At 73.4% G+C, this 17,459-nt stretch carries 13 protein-coding genes; 6 read left to right on the top strand and 7 right to left on the bottom strand.

The genetic code is table 11. The features are described from left to right. Positions 1-55: 55 nt before the first annotated feature. The gene (locus AAH991_RS21440) at positions 56-916 is read left to right on the top strand and encodes an SDR family NAD(P)-dependent oxidoreductase (RefSeq protein ID WP_346227653.1); all 861 of its coding nucleotides are present in this window, start codon (positions 56-58) and stop codon (positions 914-916) included. Between the two features lie 24 nt (positions 917-940). Here the strand turns inward: AAH991_RS21440 and AAH991_RS21435 are convergent, their stop codons facing one another. Together AAH991_RS21435 and AAH991_RS21430 are read right to left on the bottom strand one after the other, a co-directional pair. After that, positions 941-3,547 (bottom strand): ATP-binding protein, encoded by a 2,607-nt coding sequence (locus AAH991_RS21435; protein WP_346227652.1) that lies wholly within the window; start codon positions 3,545-3,547, stop codon positions 941-943. 119 nt (positions 3,548-3,666) lie between these two features. After that, positions 3,667-4,206, bottom strand: coding sequence for a TetR/AcrR family transcriptional regulator (locus AAH991_RS21430; RefSeq protein ID WP_346227651.1), 540 nt, complete (start codon positions 4,204-4,206; stop codon positions 3,667-3,669). A 108-nt stretch (positions 4,207-4,314) separates the two neighbouring features. Here AAH991_RS21430 and AAH991_RS21425 point away from each other — a divergent pair, with 108 nt between their 5' ends. Beyond that, complete coding sequence (locus tag AAH991_RS21425; RefSeq protein WP_346227650.1) at positions 4,315-6,570, top strand: MMPL family transporter; 2,256 nt, start codon at positions 4,315-4,317, stop codon at positions 6,568-6,570. 31 nt (positions 6,571-6,601) lie between these two features. On the opposite strand, the gene AAH991_RS21420 is transcribed toward AAH991_RS21425, so the two are convergent. The 3 genes from AAH991_RS21420 to AAH991_RS21410 form a co-directional block, all read right to left on the bottom strand. Continuing rightward, the gene (locus AAH991_RS21420; RefSeq protein ID WP_346227649.1) at positions 6,602-7,936 is read right to left on the bottom strand and encodes a cellulose binding domain-containing protein; all 1,335 of its coding nucleotides are present in this window, start codon (positions 7,934-7,936) and stop codon (positions 6,602-6,604) included. Between the two features lie 250 nt (positions 7,937-8,186). Then, positions 8,187-10,427 carry a protein kinase domain-containing protein gene (locus AAH991_RS21415; protein WP_346227648.1) on the bottom strand — a complete coding sequence of 747 codons (2,241 nt, stop codon included), beginning with the start codon at positions 10,425-10,427 and terminating at the stop codon, positions 8,187-8,189. 71 nt (positions 10,428-10,498) lie between these two features. Continuing rightward, positions 10,499-11,782, bottom strand: a complete 1,284-nt coding sequence (locus AAH991_RS21410) for an amidohydrolase family protein (protein WP_346227647.1) — start codon at positions 11,780-11,782, stop codon at positions 10,499-10,501. 74 nt (positions 11,783-11,856) lie between these two features. Between AAH991_RS21410 and AAH991_RS21405 the strand changes: the two genes are divergently transcribed. Next, positions 11,857-12,369 (top strand): MarR family winged helix-turn-helix transcriptional regulator, encoded by a 513-nt coding sequence (locus AAH991_RS21405; protein ID WP_346227646.1) that lies wholly within the window; start codon positions 11,857-11,859, stop codon positions 12,367-12,369. A 10-nt stretch (positions 12,370-12,379) separates the two neighbouring features. Continuing rightward, the gene (locus AAH991_RS21400; RefSeq protein ID WP_346227645.1) at positions 12,380-13,036 is read left to right on the top strand and encodes a ThuA domain-containing protein; all 657 of its coding nucleotides are present in this window, start codon (positions 12,380-12,382) and stop codon (positions 13,034-13,036) included. A 3-nt stretch (positions 13,037-13,039) separates the two neighbouring features. On the opposite strand, the gene AAH991_RS21395 is transcribed toward AAH991_RS21400, so the two are convergent. Next, the gene (locus tag AAH991_RS21395; RefSeq protein WP_346227644.1) at positions 13,040-13,720 is read right to left on the bottom strand and encodes a DNA alkylation repair protein; all 681 of its coding nucleotides are present in this window, start codon (positions 13,718-13,720) and stop codon (positions 13,040-13,042) included. Further along, a complete protein-coding gene (locus AAH991_RS21390; RefSeq protein ID WP_428834004.1) occupies positions 13,717-14,397 on the bottom strand; it encodes a TetR/AcrR family transcriptional regulator in 681 nt (226 codons plus the stop codon). Before AAH991_RS21390 ends, AAH991_RS21395 begins: the two co-directional genes overlap by 4 nt. An 86-nt stretch (positions 14,398-14,483) precedes the next feature. Between AAH991_RS21390 and AAH991_RS21385 the strand changes: the two genes are divergently transcribed. Then, on the top strand, positions 14,484-15,860 hold the full coding sequence (locus AAH991_RS21385; RefSeq protein WP_346227642.1) for an alkaline phosphatase D family protein: 1,377 nt from the start codon (positions 14,484-14,486) through the stop codon (positions 15,858-15,860). An 88-nt stretch (positions 15,861-15,948) separates the two neighbouring features. Continuing rightward, the gene (locus AAH991_RS21380) at positions 15,949-17,436 is read left to right on the top strand and encodes a glycoside hydrolase family 3 protein (RefSeq protein ID WP_346227641.1); all 1,488 of its coding nucleotides are present in this window, start codon (positions 15,949-15,951) and stop codon (positions 17,434-17,436) included. Positions 17,437-17,459: the final 23 nt, after the last annotated feature.

Below are 17,459 nucleotides of genomic sequence, written 5' to 3'. Positions count from 1 at the left end.
GCCGGTCCCGGGGGCTTCCCGGCCGGCGCCACCCGCGACATCCGAGAGGATCACCATGAGCTTCCCAGCGGACCGACCGGCGACGTGGTTCGTGACCGGCACCTCCCGCGGTCTCGGCCTCGAACTGGTCAGGCGGCTACTGGAGCGCGGCGACCGGGTCGCCGCGACGACGCGGTCGCCGGAGCGGCTGCTCGCCGCACTCGGTGACGGGATCGAGGCGTCGCGCCTTCTCCCGCTCACCGTCGACCTGCGTGACGAGGCGGCGGTCGAGCGCGCGGTCCGGAAGACCACCGGGCACTTCGGCGGCCTGGACGTCGTCGTCAACAACGCGGGCTACGGCTTCCTGGCCGCGGTGGAGGAGACCGGCGACCGCGAGGTCCGCGACATGCTCGACGTCCAGGTCGTGGGCGTGTGGAACGTACTGCGCGCCGCCCTGCCGATCCTCCGCGAGCAACGCGGCGGCCACATCGTCAACGTGTCCTCGATCCTGGGCCTGACCGCTGTCCCGGGCTGGGCTCTCTACTGCGCCGGTAAGTTCGCGCTGGAGGGGTTGAGCGAGGCGCTCGCCGCCGAGGTGGCGGACTTCGGCGTCCGGGTCACCATCGTCGAACCCGGCTACTTCCGCACCGAGTTCCTCACCAGGGACTCCATCGCCCTGCCCGCCGAGACGACCCCCCACTACCCGGCCATCCGTGAGATGACCCTCGACCACCTCAAGCTCCAGGGCAGCCAGCTCGGCGATCCGGTCAGGGGCGCCCGCGCGATCATCGACCGGGTCCTGGCCGGGGATGGCCCGCTGCGGATGCTGCTCGGTTCGGACGCCCACTCCTACGCCGTGGCCAAGGTCGAGGCCCTGCGGGCGAACGTCGAGGCCGCCGCCCGCACCGCGCCCGCGACCGACTTCCCCGCCGCCTGACGCCCCCGCCGGACATGGGACGTGTCACAGCTCGCCGCGCTCGACGGCCAGGGCGAGTTCGACGCGCGACCGCAGGCCGGTCTTCGCGTACACCCGGGTTAGATAGACCTCCACGGTCTTGCGGCTGTAGTGCAGCTCCTCGGCGATCTGGGGGTTGCTCAGCCCGTCGGCGACCAGTTCGATGACACGGCGCTCCCCGGGGGTGAGGCGGCCCGCCGGTTCGGGGACCAGCCCCGCCTCGCGCAGACGGCGCTCCGAGAGGGCCGCCCAGGGGGCGGCGCCGAGCCGGGTGAAGATCGCATGTGCGCGGGGGAGCTGCGCGGTGTCGCCGAGCGCGCCGAGGACCAGCCGGGCCCGGGCCTCCTCGAACGGCAGGCCGTCCGCGCGGGACTGCTCCAGCGCCGCGCCGGCCCGTGCGCGGTCGCGGAACGCCCAGCCCACCGCCAGGTCGGCGGCGAGCCGGGCCCGGGGGGTGCCGTTCGCCGACCGCTCATCCAGCCGGGAGGCCGCCGCCCGGCAGCCCGCGTCGTCGCCCGCCCCTCCCGTCACCAGCACCTTGATCGCCAGTGCCCGGTGCACCACCTCGGGCACCTCGTACGCGAGGGCGTCGTCGAGTTCGCGCCGCGCGGCGGCGATGTCGCCGCGACCGGCCGCCAGGCGCGCGCGGAACACGCACCGCATGCCCTGCTGCAGGGCCGAGCCGGGCGGTGGCTCGGCGAGGACCCGGGCGGCCTCGTCCAGCCTGCCCTGGTCGAGCAGGATGTCCAGTTCCATGTTGCGCAGGAGGGCCAGGTTCTCCAGCAGGCCCGCCTCGGCCAGCGCCCGGGCCGCGACCGCGATCTCCTCCAGCGCGCGCGGCCATTCGCCGCTCATCCGCCGGATCACGGCCATGGTCCGTACGTGCTGCCCGGCGATGTCGTGCCAGCCGAGGCCGCGGTGGATCTGCTCGGCCTGGTCGAGCACCTCGACGGCGCGCGAGCGCAGCCCGGCGATCGCCAGCACGTGCGCCGCCGACTCCAGCGACGCGAGCCGGGCGCCCGGGGGCAGCGCAGCGGCGAAGGTGAGCAGGTCGCCGACCGCCCGCTGCGTCTCGGTCCAGTCACCCTGGATGAGCGCGTGGATGGCCAGATAGCCGACCGTGATCGCGCGGTCCTGCGGCGGGCAGTCGGCCAGCCCCTCCCAGGCCCGCCGGGCGGACTCGCGGCTGGGACGGCCCATCTCCGCGCTGACCAGCGCCTGCTGCGCGAGCAGCGCCGAGGGGTCGTCGGCCTTCGGGATCTGGCGGCGGGCCACGTCGAGGGCCACCTCGTACCAGCCCATCACGTGGGCCGCGCCGACCGCGGTGTACGCGGCACGGGTGTGGCGGCGGCCTGCGGGCAGCACGGCGAGCGCCCGCTGCGCGGAGTTCAGCGCCAGCGCGGGCCGCGACCCCTTCCAGTACGCGAGCGCCTGCCTGGCCAGCAGCTCACCGGGCTGCGGGGACAGCTCGGCGGCCTTGCCGTACCAGTGCGCGGCCGACAACGGCGCGGTCCAGCGGGTCAGTTCGGCCGCGCGCAGCACCGCGGGCAGGGCCTCGGCGGCCGGGCCCGCCTCGGCCATGTGGGTGGCCCACTCCAGGACCCGCCGGGTGCCGGTCAGCCCCTCCCGCTGGAGCATGTCGGCGATGCGGCGGTGGACCTCGCGCCGGCCGGAGGCGCCGAGGTCGTCGTAGAGCGCCTCGGCCACGAGCGGGTGGGCCAGCGCGTAGCCGTCGCCGTTCACGGTGACCACGCCATCCCTGACCAGCGCCTCGACGGCGCGTTCCGCCCGCGGCGGGTCGAGCCCGGCGAGTTCGGCGAGCGCCGTGAGGCCGGCCGTCTCCCGCGTCCGCGACAGCGCGGCCAGCACGCGAGCGAGGTCGCGTCCGCCCCGGTCGCGCTGGAACAGCCGGCTCAGGATCGCGCCACGCCGTGCCCCCGGATCCGCCGAGCGCACCGCGCCGCCCTGCACCAGAGCCAGCACGGCCTCCTGCACGAACCACGGATTGCCCCGGCTCGCGACGTGGATCCGCCGCAGGACGGTGTCGCTCGGCGTACGGCCCAGCAGCGTGCCGACCAGGTCCGCGATCTCGGCCATGGTCAGCGGCTGGAGCCGGACGGACAGGTCCACGTCGAGCGGGGGAGGGTGGCGGGCGGTGCCGAGGATGGCGACGGCGTCGTGGCGGCGCGGCAGAGCCCGCAACACGCTCAGCGTGTCGGCGTCGGCCAGGTGCACATCGTCGATGGCGAGGAGGGTCGGGCCGGGCAGCGACTCCAGCAGGCGGGAGGCCATCGCGCCGGGCGCCGCCGCGGGATGCCCGAGGGCGGCCTGGTCGATCGCGTCGAGCAGGTCGGACAGCGCGTCGGCCGCCTCACCGCGCAGCGCCCCGAGCGCCTCGACGAGGGGGGCGTAGGCGCGCCCGCCGTCCAGTTCGCGGGCCTGGCCGCGCAGCACGTGGTAGCCCTTGAGCCGCGCCGCGACCTCGTTCAGCAGGTGCGTCTTCCCGATGCCGGGCTCGCCGAGGACGAGGACGGTCCGCGGCGTCTTGGACAGGGCAGACACCACCTGACCGAGTGTGCCCGCGCGGCCCTCCCCGGCGGCCGATACGTCCACGGCTGGCCGTCACTCCCTTCGCATCCGTCCCGCTGGTGTCTCCTAGGACGCGGCGGAAAGGTTGAACGTTCACACGAAATGTGACGCGCTCCGCAACTGATCGCAAGGGGATCGATACATCAAGATTCGAACACGGCGACGGCGGCGGCGGTCAGCATCTCCTCGACCACCTCCGCGGGCACGTCCATGGTCTTCACCACCCCGGACTGCACCGCGCCGAGGGCGGCCCAGGCGCGTACGCGTGTGCCGGGGGAGGGGTCCGGCCCGGCCAGGCGGGCGAACAGCTCCCGGCCGAACTCCCTGATCGCCTCGCCGGGCGATCCCGGAGGGGCGCTGTCGGCGCCGCCGATGTCCTCGGTGAGCAACCGGATCACCGCGCGGTGCCGCACGGCGAACGCGGTGAACGCCCGCAGGAACTCCCGGTGCCCGGAGGACCGGGCGCCGAGCAGCGCGAGCAGGTCGTCGGCCGCCGGAGCGATGATCTCGGCCGCCAGCCGGTCCTTGGGATGGAAGTGGTAGGCGACCGCGGTCTTGGTCAGGCCGACCGCCGCCGCGATGTCGGCGAGCGACACGGCGGCGTACCCGCGCTCGGCGAACAGGTCGCGGGCCGCGGCCAGGATCCGGGACCGGGTCGCGTTCCCCTGGTCGAGTGTGGTCATCGTCTCATTTTCCGGCGGGCCCCTCGCCCGCCGACACGTTCCGTTTACCCTCGTTTTGTACGGCCGTACAGGACGGCCGTCAGGACATGCTAGCCGGGACGGACGACGATGAGCGGGCTTCTGGGGCGGCTCGGCGGATGGTGCGCGCGCCACGGCTGGCTGGTGCTGACGCTGTGGGTGCTGGCGGCGGGGCTGCTGACCGCGGGCACGCTGGTATGGGGCCGGCCGGTCAACAACGACGTCGCGATCCCCGGTACGGACGCGCAGCGGGCGCACGAACTCATGCGCGAGGGCTTCGGTCCGGGATTCGACGCGGGCGGGACGGTGCAGCTCGTCCTCTACACGGCGGACGGCACGCTGATCGACAAGTCCCGTAAGAAGGCCGTCGAGCAGTCGATGGACGCCCTGCGGCGCGCGCCGCACGTCGCCCAGGTGGAGACGCCGTACCGGATCGGCGGCATGTCGTCCAACCTGCGGATCGGCATGATCACCGTACGGTTGGTGGGGCAGGACACCACCAAGATCGCGCAGACCTCCGAGCAGCTCGTCGCCGCCGCCGCGCCGGCCGCGCGGGCGGGCATCGAGGTCGTCCCGTCCGACAGCTCCACGCCCGCCGACAAGCAGATCAAGACCGGCGCCAGCGAGGTCGCGGGCGTGGTCGTCGCGCTGCTGGTGCTGCTGTTCGCCTTCGGGACGCTGGTCGCCGCACTCATACCGGTCTTCACCGCGCTGATCAGCATCGGGGTGGGGCTCGGCGTGATCGCGCTGCTCGGGCACGTCGTGGACGTGCCCTCGACGGCGTCGATCCTGGCCACGATGATCGGCCTCGGCGTCGGCATCGACTACGCGTTGTTCCTGCTGTCGCGGCACCGGTCGCTGCTGGCCGCCGGCGTGCCGGTGCGGGAGGCGGTGCGGCGCACCGCGGCCTCCTCGGGCGGGGCCGTGCTGTTCGCCGGCGGCACGGTGGTGATCGCGCTGAGCGCGCTGATGTTCGCCGGGTTCCCGCTGCTGAGCACGCTCGGCTGGATCACCGGCGTCTCGGTCGTGTGCGCCGTGCTCACCTCGATCACGCTGGTGCCCGCGCTGCTCGGCATCCTCGGCCATCGGGTCAACGCGCTGCGGCTGCCCTTCTCCGGGCGCACCGCCGCACGCCCCGACGGCCCGGCGACCGGCTGGGCCCGGCTGGGCGCCTGGGTGGCGCGCCGTCCCTGGCGGGTGCTCGCCGTCACCGTGGTCGTGCTGGCGGCGCTCGCCGCCCCCGCCGTCACGATCAAGCTCGGCCCGCTCGACAACGGGTACGGCGACAAGGGCACCCCGGCTCGGCGGGCGTACGAGCTGATCGAGGCGGGCTTCGGCCCGGGGGCCAACGGCGGGCTCGTCGTCGTGGCCGAACTCGACCGGAAGATCGCCGACTCGACCCCGCCCGATCCGGTGGTGCAGGTGCTGCGGCAGCGGGTGGAGCACACCGAGGGCGTCGCCTTCGTCGCCCCGCCGAAGGTCAACGAGGACGGCCGGTCCGTGCTCATCCAGGCCGTCCCCGGCTACGCGCCGAGCGACCCGCGGGCCCTCGACGTGGTGAAGCGGGTGCGGGCCATCGAGGTGCCCGGGGCGCACGTCCACGTCGGCGGCGAGGTCGCCGGGCTGGCGGACGCGGGCGACCGCATCATGGGCAGGACGCCGCTGGTCGTCGGCATCGTCGTGCTGCTCAGCGCCCTGCTCCTGCTGCTGGCCTTCCGCGCGCCCCTGGTCGCGATCAAGGCGGCGGTGATGAACCTCGTCTCGCTCGGCGCCGCCTTCGGCGCCCTGGCCGTGGTGTTCTCCCACGGCCTGGGCAGCCGCCTGGTCGGCATGGACCCCCCGCCCTCGGCTGACGGGTCCTACCTCGCCACGCTGTTCTTCTCGGTGCCCATCGACACGTATGTGCCGCTCATCCTGTTCGCCGTGTTGTTCGGCCTGTCGATGGACTACGAGGTCTTCCTGCTCACCTCCGTACGGCAGGCCTACGCCCGCAGCGGGGACAACCGCGGCGCGGTGGCCGAGGGACTGGGGTCGACCGGCCGCGTCATCACCTCGGCCGCCCTGATCATGGTGGCGGTGTTCACCGCCTTCATCGCCTACCCCGACCCGTTGGTCAAGGTGTTCGGCGTCGGCCTGGCCGTGGCCATCGCCGTCGACGCGACCCTGATCCGGGGCTTCCTCGTGCCCGCCACGATGGTGCTGCTCGGCAGGCTCAACTGGTGGATCCCGCGATGGCTCGACCGGATCCTGCCGAACCTGTCCATCGAGGGCCATGAGGAGGACGGCGAGCCGGCCGGGCCGGCGGAGCCCGAACTCGTCGGCGCTGGCCGGCACGCTCGTCCCTGACGCGCTCATCGGTACGGCACCGGAATCCGGGTCAGAAGTTCTTGTTCCGGACCGTCCAGGGGGCTCTGGCCGCCAGACCCGAGGGACCGAGGATGTACGCGCGTGCCGTGGCGTTGCCGTTGAGGGTCATGTCCAGGAACTGGACCACCGCGGTCATGCCGTCGGTCATCTGGCTGCCGGTGATGAACCCGACGTGACCGGCCTGCGGATGCTCGGCCAGCACCGCCGGCACCTGGGTGAGGTCGTAGTTGGCCCGGGTGTTGTCGTAGGCGATGTCGGACGGCCCGCCGTCCAGGAACATCACCGGGGTGTGCAGCTTGGACAGTTCCGCGCGTGAGTATCCGAACGAACCGTCGGCGAACAGCCCGCTGTCCAGCGAGACGACGCTCTTGACCCGCCGGTCCTGCCCGGCGATCAGCGCCTCCAGCCCGCCGCAGGAGTGCCCGGCCGTGGCGACCCTGGACAGGTCGAGGCGCTGGTAGAGCGGCGAGCCGGTGCGGGCGTTCTCGCGCTCGGCCCAGCTGATCCCGTCGGTCAGCAGCGACGGGATCGGGGACCCGCTCTGCACGCCGTTCGGCGAGCCGTCGACCGACGCGGTGTCCACCACGACGAACCCGCGGGCGGCGATGAACGTCAGCGCCTGGACGACCTCGCTCCCGTTGGTGTGCGCGCAGGCCCCGTTGCCGAAGACCAGCACGGGCATGGGACGCCCCACGCCCGCGGGGTTCGACGGCCGGAACACCGTGTAGCGGTTGGTGCCGTACGCCCCCTCCCTGGTGACCGGGAAGTCGTTCTCGATGGCCGGCCTGCTCGGCGGGGTGGGACTGGCACTCGGCGAGACACTGGGACTGGCGCTGGGGGAGGCACTGGGACTCGGCGTGGGGCTGGGACTCGGCGTGAAACTGGGACTGGGACTGGGACTGGGACTGGGAGAGGTGACGCCGCCGGTGCAGGCCACGCCGTTCAGGGCGAAGCCGGACGGCACGGGGTTGGAGCCGTTCCAGCTGCCGTTGAACCCGAACTCCGTGCTGCCCCCGCTGGGGATGCCGCCGTTGTAGGAGGCGTTGGTCACCGTGACCTGGGAGCCGGACTGGGTGTGGGTGCCGTTCCAGAGCTGGGTGATGGTCTGCCCGGCGGGGAACGACCAGGTCAGCTTCCAGCCGTTGATCGGGTCATCGAGGTTGCGGACGCTGACGCTCGCGCCGAAGCCGCCCTGCCACTGGCTGGTGACCGTGTAGCTGACCTGACACCCGGCCGCGGCCGCCGACGCGGCGTGGGTCGCGGCCACCCCGGCGCCGGCCGCCAACAGCGCGACGGCGGCGGCCGACACCGTCAACCGCCGGCGAAAGGGGCTGTCATTTCGCACGGGCTTCTCCCGAATCTCCCGAGTATTCGCGTTAGCGCTAACAATCTAGGGCGCCGATGTACGGGGACATCGTTCTGTCGCTGTCGGGAGTCAAAACCGGCACACAAAGACGCGTCAACGGCACGAGGGTGTCCGCCATGGTCGCAGCACGAGGGGAAACCCCTGGTGAACAGGCGCTTCGAAAAGTATGCGAAAGAATGGCGGCCGGGACGGCGGTGAATCTTTCACGTCCCCGCACGTGGTGCGCGGGTCAGTCGATCACCGGAGGCGGCGGGGTCTCCTGCGGATCGGGACTCTGCGGCCCCGGCTCCCGCGGCCCGGGGTCCCCCGGCGCCGGACTTCGCGGCGGATCGGGAGTGGTGGGCGTATCGGGGCTCCTCGGCGGATCGGGTGTCTTGGGTGGATCGGGCGTCTTGGGCGGGTCGGGTGTCGCGGGCGGGGTGGGGCTCTCGTTCCCCCGGCCCGAGGGCGACTCCCGCGGCCGCGGGCACCGGGGGCCGCCGACCCCCACCTCTGCCTGGCGGGGCCCGCCGGGGTAGGCCGGATCGGTCGTGACGCGCACCCCGAACAGCGCCCTCTTCCCGCACTCCACGGGGCCGAGGCCGGCCGCCACCGTGAAGGAGTAGGACGTGCGGCCGGAAAGCGTACGGGTGTCGGCCGCCGCCGAGCGGCCGTCGCGCGTGAAGACGGTGGAGACCGTGACCGGGCCCCTGCCCGTGGTCCGCACGGTCACGGCCGCCGCCCTGCCGTCCCAGCGGTCGATCGCCACGTCCTCGACGCCGGGCGCCGGACAGGGCGCCCCGGTGAGTCTCCGCGTGCGTGTGCGGGCGCCTCCGCGGGCGGCCGGAGAGGTGGACACCTCGACCCGCCGGTAGACGGTGGTCCCGCAGGCGGGGGCGGGGAACGCCTGCTGCAGCCCGATGTGATAGGACCTCGCGCCCCGCAGCCCGACCGTCTGCGCGGGCGCGGCGGTGAGGGCGTCCGGCGACGGCCCGGACGCGAAACGCGTGGTGAGCAGGACCCGGGCCGTCGTGCTCGCCCGTACGTCGACCGTGACCGCCTGGCCGTCGAACGCCGCGATGCCGAGGTCCGTCACCCGCGCAGGCGCCGGCGACGCGGTCGCGCCCAGGTGCGAGGGGGTGGCGCTCGGTCCCGGAGAGCCCGGCGGTCCCGAAGAGCCCGGCGGCTTCGCGGGGCTCGGTGGCACGGAGGAGCCCGGCGGGACGGCCGGCCCGGTGGACACGGACGACACCGGCGTCTCGGACAGTTCGGGCGGCGGCGTGCCGGAGTTTTCGTCCGGCCCCGCGTCGCTCCCCGACGTGTCGCCCGCTGCCGTCTCGTCCGGTGCCGTCTCGCCGGGTGCCGTCCCAGGTACTACGGCCGGCGGGGCCGTCTCCGTGGAGTCCGTGGCCGGGAACAGCTCCGCCGGAGCGCTCCGCGGGGGCGGGGTGAGCAGGGTGTCCTGTGCCACCGGGGTCTGCCGGTTGGCCGCGACCACCGCCGCGATCACGGCGGCCGACAGCACGGCGGCGCCGATGGCGAAACGGGGCGCGAAGCGGGTGAGCCGCTCCGACAGCACGGTCTGGGCGAGCGAGGTGGACGCCTCGACCGGCTCGGCCGGGGCGGCCAGGGGGAACGTCAGCGCCAGCAGGGTCGCCAGCTCGGCCAGATGGCGGCGGCCGCGCTGCTCCCAGTCGGGCCCGTACGCGGCGGTCGCGGCGGTCTCCAGATCGACGATGAACGCCCGCGCGGTGGGCGGCCGGTCCGCCGGGTTCTTGGCCATGCCGCGCGCGACCAGGTCCCGCACCGAGCCCGGCACGTCCGCCGCCGGGATGGGAGCGCTGCGGTGCAGCATGCGCAGCGCCGTCAGATCGTTCGCCCGGAAGGGCCGGTGCCCGGTGAGGCACTCGTAGAACACGCAGGTGGCCGCGTACACGTCGGCGGCGGGGCCGGCGAGCCCGCCGTACCACTGCTCCGGTGCCATGTAGGGCGGCGTGCCCGCGGGCGCGTCCGGCGAGCCGCTCGGCGTCGCGATGCCGAAGTCCGACAACTTGCTGGTCCCGTCGGCCTGGATCAGCACGTTCTCCGGCTTGTAGTCACGGTGGACGATGCCCGCGGCGTGCGCGGCCGACAGGCCCGCGAGCGAGCCCTTCAGCACGACCAGCGCCGCCTCCGGGCTGGTCGAGCCGTGCGCGGCGAGGATCCTGCGCAGCGAGACCCCGTCGACGAGCTCCATCACGATCGCCGCGCCGTCGGGCGCCTCGACGTACTCGTACAGGCGCACGACGTTGGGATCGTTCAGCTCGACCATGACCCGGGCCTCGTGCCGGAACCCGGCGAGGAAGCGCTGATCCCGCCGCAGCTCCTCGCGCAGGTACTTGATCGCCACGTAGGCGCCGGTGGTCACGTAGGTCGCCAGCACGACCCGCCCGGCGCCGCCGGCGCCGAGTTCGCGCACCTCCCGGTAGCCCGGTACCGACCAGGCGTTCATGACGCCGCCCCCTCGGATAGCTTCGACTCAAGGTCTCACCCGAAAGGGCGGTTGTCACCGGAGCAAAAAAGTCACCTTGCGGATGTAGTCCTCGCGTGCGCGGTGACGCGCCGGGCCGCGCGTACGGCGAGGTCGCGGGCGCGGTCGACGTCCACACCCACGAGGCGGCCCCCGCGCTTGACGACGCGCCCGCCGACCAGGACCGTGTCCACGGCGGCGGTGTCGGCCGCCGTGACGACCGCGGCCACCGGGTCGTGCACGGGCGCGAGGCCGGGGGCTCCGGCGTCCAGGATCACGATGTCGGCCTGCTTGCCGGGACGCAGCGAGCCGATCCTGTGGTCCATGCCCAGCGCCGCCGCGCCTTCGGCCGTGGCCATGCGCAGCACGTCCGCCGCGGTGAGACCGGGCCCCACGGGGCGGGCGCGTCCGGCCGCGAACGCCGCGCGCATCACGGAGAACATGTCGCCGGGGACGTCGGTGACCGTGTCCACGCCGAGTCCGGTCGTGATGCCGAAGGACCGCAGTCTCCCGGTCTCGGGGTGGCCGTGTCCCATCAGCGACTCCACCGCCGGGGCCACCGAGGCCGTGCCGCCGCTGCCGGCGATCAGCTTCAGCGACTCGTCCGGGATGCCGTTGCAGTGCACGAACAGCACGTCCGGGCCGAGCAGGCCGGCGTCGTGCAGCCGCTCGACCGGGCCCTCGCCGGTGGCGTGCAGGCTGACCCGCAGACCGAGATCGCGCGCGAGCGCCCAGTCGGCCCGCGCGGCCTCCACCGAGCCGTAGACCGGGCCCCAGGCGGCGAGGGCGGGGGTGACGAGGCCGTCGTCGGAGGGCAGAAGCGCCGAGCGGACCCGCCGCACCTCCCGCTCGGCGCGGTCGGCGTCGCCCGTCCCCCGGTGCGCGTACCCGAACACCGCCCGTACGCCGGACTCGCGTAACGCCTCGACGGCCGCGTCCGTGTGGCCGGGAGTGAGCTGGATGTGCGACCAGTCGTAGACGGTGGTGACGCCGGCGTTGAGGGCCTCGGCCGCGCCCCAGAGGTTGGCGGCGTACACGTCCTCGGCGCGGAACGCCGGGGCGAGGGAGCCGAGGACCAGGTCGAGGTACGCGCCGAGCGTCGCGTCGGCCGCGATGCCGCGCAGCACGCTCTGCCACACGTGGCGATGCGTGTCCACGAAGCCCGGCAGCACGATGCCGCCGCCCGCGTCGACGATCTGGTCGTTCTCCGGTCCGTCGTCCGGGCGCGGCCCGACCGAGACGATGACGCCGTCCTCGATGACGACGGCCGCGTCCGGCACGACGTGCGGGTGCGGCTCGGTGTCGACGACGGTGCCGTTGACGATGATCGTTCTCATTGGAACCCCTATCCAAAATGCTTTCCTAAAAGCTTTTGCGAAAGCTATCAGAGCGAGGGACTAGGCTCAACTCCATGCGACAGCGGGACCGGGTCGACGAGATGATCGAAGGGTGGCGGGCCGAACTGCCGGAGGCGGCCACCGTCCAACTCGAGATCGTCAAGCGCCTCACCCGGCTCAAGGCCCGCGTCGAGGAGGTCACCCAGGCGGTGCTCGGCCGGCACGGCCTGACGTACGCGGAGTTCGACGTCCTCGCCACCCTCCGCCGGGCCGGCCGGCCCTACCGGCTCAAGCCGAGCAGGCTCGCCTCCCACCTGATGCTCACGACCGGAGGGACGAGCAACATCCTGCAGCGGCTGGTCGCCGCCGGGCTGGTGGAACGGGAGCCCGACCCGGCCGACGGGCGCAGCTCGTGGGTGCGGCTCACCCCGCTCGGCGTGACGAAAGCCGAGGAGCTGTCGCTGGCCACGACCGAGGCGCACCGGGAGCTGCTGGCGGACGTGCCGGAACCGGCCGCGCGCGCCCTGGCCGACCTGCTCAGGGACGTCCTGCTCGCCCTGGGCGACCGCGCCCAGCCCAGAACGTAAGGTGCTTGTCATGCCGCGCAACCTCATCCTGTCCGGGGGAGTGGCCCACGACTTCCCGGCCACCTCGGCCGCCCTCGCGGGCGTCCTCGCCGAGATCGGCATCGAGTCGGAGATCACCGAGGACATCGCCGGGGCACTGGCCGAGCCCCCGCCGGTCGGCCTGATCACCGTGAACGCGTTCCGCTGGAGGATCGACGGCGACGACTTCGCGGAGGAGCGCGACCGGTGGCGCTTCGAGACGCCGGACTCCGTCAGGCGCACGCTGCTCGCTCACCTCGCGAGGGGCGGCGGGCTGCTCGCCGTGCACACCGCCTCGCTCTGCTTCGACGACTGGCCGGAGTGGGCCGAGATCGTGGGCGGCGCCTGGAGATGGGGCAAGTCGTACCACCCGCCGATCGGCCCGGCGGAGGTCGGGCTCGCGGGCGGCCACCCGATCGTCGACGGCCTGACCGGCTTCGAGGTGACCGACGAGGTCTACACCGACCTCGACGTCCTGCCGGACGTGGAGCCGCTGGCGTACTCGGGGGACCAGCCCCTGCTGTGGGCGAGAACCGTGGCAGGCGGCAGGGTCGTGTACGACGCGCTCGGCCACGACACCCGCTCGTACGAGAACCCGGTGCGCCGCGCCCTGCTGCGGCGGGCGGCGCGGTGGCTCCTCGGGAACTGACCCCTACGCGCCGGGGAGGTTCCGCAGCGCCTCGCGGCGGCTCACCCCGCTGAGGCCCTGGTGCTTCACGTAGCGGAGCACCTCCTGCGGGTTGGTCTTCGCGTACTCCCGCAGCGCCCAGCCGATCGCCTTGCGGGCGAAGAAGTCGGTGTCCGACAGGCTCGGCTCGATGCAGGCGTAGAGCAGGTGGGCGTCGGTCCGCTCCTTGAAGGAGTTCTGGCACAGGATGGCCGTGCGCCGCTTCCACAGGTCGGGGTCGTGCGCCCACTCCAGCACCAGGCGGCGCATGCTCTCGGGATACAGCCGCAGCAGCGTGCCGATCCGGTGCACGGCGATGTCGTCGACCAGGTCCCACCACGCCCCGGTGACGATCATCTCCTCGTACATGGGGATGGTGTAGAGCGTCTGCCAGGGCCGGTAGAAGCGGTGCGCGGACAGCTCGATGGCGGCGTAGCGCTCCTCGCGGTACTCCGCCTCGCGCCACAGGGCCAGCACGGCCCTGCGCCACTCGGGGGCGCTGTCCAGCCGGTGCTCGGCGAAGACCTTGCGCAGCGCGGCCCGGCGGGGCACGGCCGTCACCCCGAGGAACGGCATCTCCGACTTCATGTACGACCGCATCGAGACGGCGCGCGCCGGGTCGGCGGCCTCGGTCAGCGCGAGCCGTACGGCCTTGAGGAGTGTCATGACGGGCGGCTCGCCCGTTCGCCGGTCGCCAGGCCGTCGAACAGCAGCTTGCCGAAGTGGTCGGCGAGCGCGTCGGTGTCGAGCCTGCCGTCCGGGCGGAACCAGCGCACGGTCACCCAGATCGTGTCGCGGATCATCCGGTAGGTCAGCTTGGGGTCGACGTCGGGGCGGAACTGCCCGGCGGCCTGGCCGCTCTTGATCTGCTCCACCCACAGGCGCTCGACCTCGTCCTCGGCCCGCACCAGGTAGTCGAACCGGTCGCCGGGCAGCGAGCGCAGGTAGTTCCAGTCGTTCTGCATGACCGTGATGGCCGCTCGGTGGTCCTCCAGAGTGCCGAAGCCGATCCTGACCATCTCCGCCAGGACCGAGCGCGGGTCGGTCCGGGTGTCCAGGGCCGCGCGGTAACGGGCGATCAGATCCTCGAGGAAGGTGCGCAGCACCTCGTCGACGATCGTCTCCTTGGAGTCGAAGTGGTGGTAGAGACTGCCGGAGAGGATGCCGGCCTCCAGTGCGATCTCCCGCACGGTGGTGGCCTGGAAGCCCTTGCGCGCGAACAACTCGGCGGCGAGCTTGACGAGGTGGTCGCGCCGTTCGGACGCCGAACCGGCCGCCCCCCGCTTCGCCCTGACCGGCGCGGCCGTGCCGCCGGAGTCCTTACGCTGGTTCACGGCTCCCATTATGGCCGCCGACCAAGAGCTTGTTCACACTCTCGCCTCGCCCGACCTCCCCGCACCGGCCGTGCCCGTAGGGCAGGATCGAACTCATGGCGAAAATGGGCTATCCGTTCACCCTGGGGGTGGCGTCAGGGGAGCCGTTACCCGACGGCGTGATCCTGTGGACCCGTCTGGCCCCCGAACCGCTGCATCCGACACAGCCCGGCGGCATGCCCAACCGGGCGATGACCGTACGGTGGGAGCTCGCCGAGGACGAGGCGTTCACGAGGATCGTGCAGTCCGGCACGGCGCCCGCGCAACCGGACTGGGCGCACAGCGTGCACGTGCGGGTGGCCGGGCTGCGGCCCGCCGCCGACTACTTCTACCGGTTCTTCGTGGAGGGCCACGTCAGCCCGGTGGGCCGCACCAGGACCGCGCCCGCCCCCGATTCGACCGCGCCCGTCCGGTTCTGCTTCGTCTCCTGCCAGCGCTACGAGCACGGCCACTTCACCGCGCTGGGTCACATGGCCGCGGAGCGCCCCGACCTCGTCCTCCACCTCGGCGACTACATCTACGAGTACGGCAAGCCGAAGAACCCCAAGCCGGGCCGGTGGGTGCGCCCGCTCGAGTCGGCGGCCGAGTGCACGACGCTCGGCGCCTACCGCAACCGCTACGCCCGCTACAAGATGGACAAGGACCTGCAGGCCGCCCACGCCGCCGCGCCGTGGGTCCCGATCCCCGACGACCACGAGGTGCGCGACAACTGGGCGGGCGCGCTGCCCGGCGACGGCGGCAGCCCCGCCGCCTTCCTCAAGCGCAGGGCCGCCGCGTTCAAGGCCTACTACGAGCACCAGCCGCTGCGCGTGCGCCCGTCCGGCTCCGCCCTGCAGAACCACCGCTGGCGCCCGTACGGCCGGGTGGCCGACTTCCTGCTGACCGACACGCGGCAGTACCGCGAGGGGCGCGACATGCTCGGCGCCGAGCAGGAGAAGTGGCTGACCGACCGGCTGCGCGGCTCGGCGGCCCGGTGGAAGGTGCTCGCGCAGGCGGTGTTCTTCTCCCAGCGGAAGTTCCCGCTCGAGCCGGTGAGCGCCGACGCCTGGGACGGCTACCCCGCCTCGCGGTCCCGCGTGCTCGCCGCCGCCCCCGACGGGCTGGTCGTGCTGAGCGGCGACGTGCACAGCGCCTACGCCTGCGACATCCGCGCCGACTGGGCGGACCCGGCCTCGCGCGCACTCGGGGTCGAGTTCGTCGGGCCGTCGGTGACGAGCATGCCCGGCACCACCGACGCGAGCGCGATCCTCGACGCCAACCCGCACATCGCGTTCTTCGACAGCCGCCACGGTTACGTGTCCTGCGCGGCGGACATGGAGGGCTTCCGCGCGGACTACCGGGCCGTCGCCTTCGTGGACCGTCCCGGCGCCCCGGCGACCACCGTCGCCGGCTTCGAGGTGAAGGAGAACCGGCTCCACCGTATCGATCTGTGAGCACATCCCCAGGCCTGCCCCCCTAGCAAATAGGAAACTTTCCTATTAGATTGCGGGGCATGCCTGAGCGATGCCTTGTGGGCGCAGCATGAAGCGAAGCCCTGACCTGCTCCGTCTGGCCGACACGGTCCTGTTGCCCGGCTTCACCGGGACCACCGCCCCCGACTGGGTGCGGCGGCGGCTCGCCGGCGGGCTCGCCGGTGTGGTGCTGTTCTCCCGGAACGTCGACACCCCGGCCCAGCTCGCCGCGCTGACCTCGGCTCTGCGCGCGGAGAACCCCGACATCCTGATCGGCATCGACGAGGAGGCCGGGGAGGTGACGAGGCTCGAGGCCCGCACGGGCAGCTCGCGGCCGGGCAACTACGCCCTGGGCGTCGTGGACGACGTGGAGCTGACCGAGCGGGTGGCCCGCGACATCGGCCGCGACCTGCGGGCCGCGGGGGTGAACATCGACTTCGCCCCGGCCGCCGACGTCAACTCCAACCCGGACAACCCGGTCATCGGCCTGCGGTCGTTCGGCGCCGACCCGCTGCTCGTCGCGCGGCACACGGCCGCCTGGATCCGCGGCCTGCAGGCCACCGGCGTGGCGGCCTGCGCCAAGCACTTCCCGGGGCACGGCGACACGTCGGTCGACTCCCACCACGGCGTGCCACGCGTCCCGGCCTCCCGGGAGGAGCTGGCCGAGGTCGAGCTGTGGCCGTTCCGGGTGGCCATCGCCGAGGGCGTGCGCTCGATCATGACCGGCCACCTGCTGGTCACGGCGTACGACGAGGAGCTGCCGGCCACGCTCAGCCCCCGCATCCTCACCGGCCTGCTGCGGGAGGAGCTGGGCTTCGAGGGCCTGATCGTGACCGACGGCATCGAGATGGCCGCCGTCTCCGGCAGGTACGGCCTGGGCGGCGCGAGCGCGATGGCCGTGGCGGCGGGCGCCGACGCGGTCTGCGTGGGCGGGGAGAACGCCGACGAGGCGACCCACGAGCACATCCGCGACGCGGTCGCGGACGCGGTGACCGAGGGCAGGCTGTCGGAGGAGCGGCTCGCCGACGCCGCCGCGCGGGTGCGCGCCCTGACCGCCTGGCAGGCGCAGGCCCCGGCGCCGGACGACCGTGAGGACGAGATCGGGCTCGTCGCCGCCCGCCGGGCCGTACGGGTGACCCTGCGCGGGGGGGACGGGGTGCTGCCGCTGGCCGGCGCCCCGCACGTGGTGGAGCTGGCGCCGGAGACCAACCTCGCGATCGACAAGGGCATGCCCTGGGGCGCGGGGGAGCCGCTCGGCAAGCTCCTGCCCGGCACCACGGTCGCCCGGCTGCGCCGGGGCGACGTCCACAACGGCGTCGCCGGCACGGTGCTGAGCCAGGCGGCCGACCGGCCCCTCGTCGTCGTCGTGCGGGACGCCCACCGCCACCTCTGGCAGACGGACCTGCTGGAGCGCCTGCTGGCCGCCCGGCCGGACGGCGTCGTGGTCGAGATGGGGCTGCCGGGCCGTACGGACCTGGGGGCGGTCCACATCGCCACGCACGGCGCCGCCAGGGTCTGCGGGCAGGCGGCGGCGGAGGTGCTGGCCGGGCTCACCTGACGTGCCCAATAGCATTGGTCACC

The sequence above is a fragment of the Microbispora sp. ZYX-F-249 genome (assembly GCF_039649665.1).
In the GTDB taxonomy this organism is placed as follows: Bacteria; Actinomycetota; Actinomycetes; order Streptosporangiales; family Streptosporangiaceae; genus Microbispora; species Microbispora maris.
This window is presented reverse-complemented; position numbering and strand designations above follow the sequence as displayed.

What these genes read in the sequence shown, in the direction of transcription:
- AAH991_RS21440 (WP_346227653.1), top strand. Translation starts at nt 56, where the DNA reads ATGAGCTTCCCAGCGGACCGACCGGCGACGTGGTTCGTGACCGGCACC.
- AAH991_RS21430 (WP_346227651.1), bottom strand. Translation starts at nt 4,206, where the DNA reads ATGACCACACTCGACCAGGGGAACGCGACCCGGTCCCGGATCCTGGCC.
- AAH991_RS21425 (WP_346227650.1), top strand. Translation starts at nt 4,315, where the DNA reads ATGAGCGGGCTTCTGGGGCGGCTCGGCGGATGGTGCGCGCGCCACGGC.
- AAH991_RS21415 (WP_346227648.1), bottom strand. Translation starts at nt 10,427, where the DNA reads ATGAACGCCTGGTCGGTACCGGGCTACCGGGAGGTGCGCGAACTCGGC.
- AAH991_RS21410 (WP_346227647.1), bottom strand. Translation starts at nt 11,782, where the DNA reads ATGAGAACGATCATCGTCAACGGCACCGTCGTCGACACCGAGCCGCAC.
- AAH991_RS21405 (WP_346227646.1), top strand. Translation starts at nt 11,857, where the DNA reads ATGCGACAGCGGGACCGGGTCGACGAGATGATCGAAGGGTGGCGGGCC.
- AAH991_RS21400 (WP_346227645.1), top strand. Translation starts at nt 12,380, where the DNA reads ATGCCGCGCAACCTCATCCTGTCCGGGGGAGTGGCCCACGACTTCCCG.
- AAH991_RS21395 (WP_346227644.1), bottom strand. Translation starts at nt 13,720, where the DNA reads ATGACACTCCTCAAGGCCGTACGGCTCGCGCTGACCGAGGCCGCCGAC.
- AAH991_RS21390 (WP_428834004.1), bottom strand. Translation starts at nt 14,397, where the DNA reads ATGGGAGCCGTGAACCAGCGTAAGGACTCCGGCGGCACGGCCGCGCCG.
- AAH991_RS21385 (WP_346227642.1), top strand. Translation starts at nt 14,484, where the DNA reads ATGGCGAAAATGGGCTATCCGTTCACCCTGGGGGTGGCGTCAGGGGAG.
- AAH991_RS21380 (WP_346227641.1), top strand. Translation starts at nt 15,949, where the DNA reads ATGAAGCGAAGCCCTGACCTGCTCCGTCTGGCCGACACGGTCCTGTTG.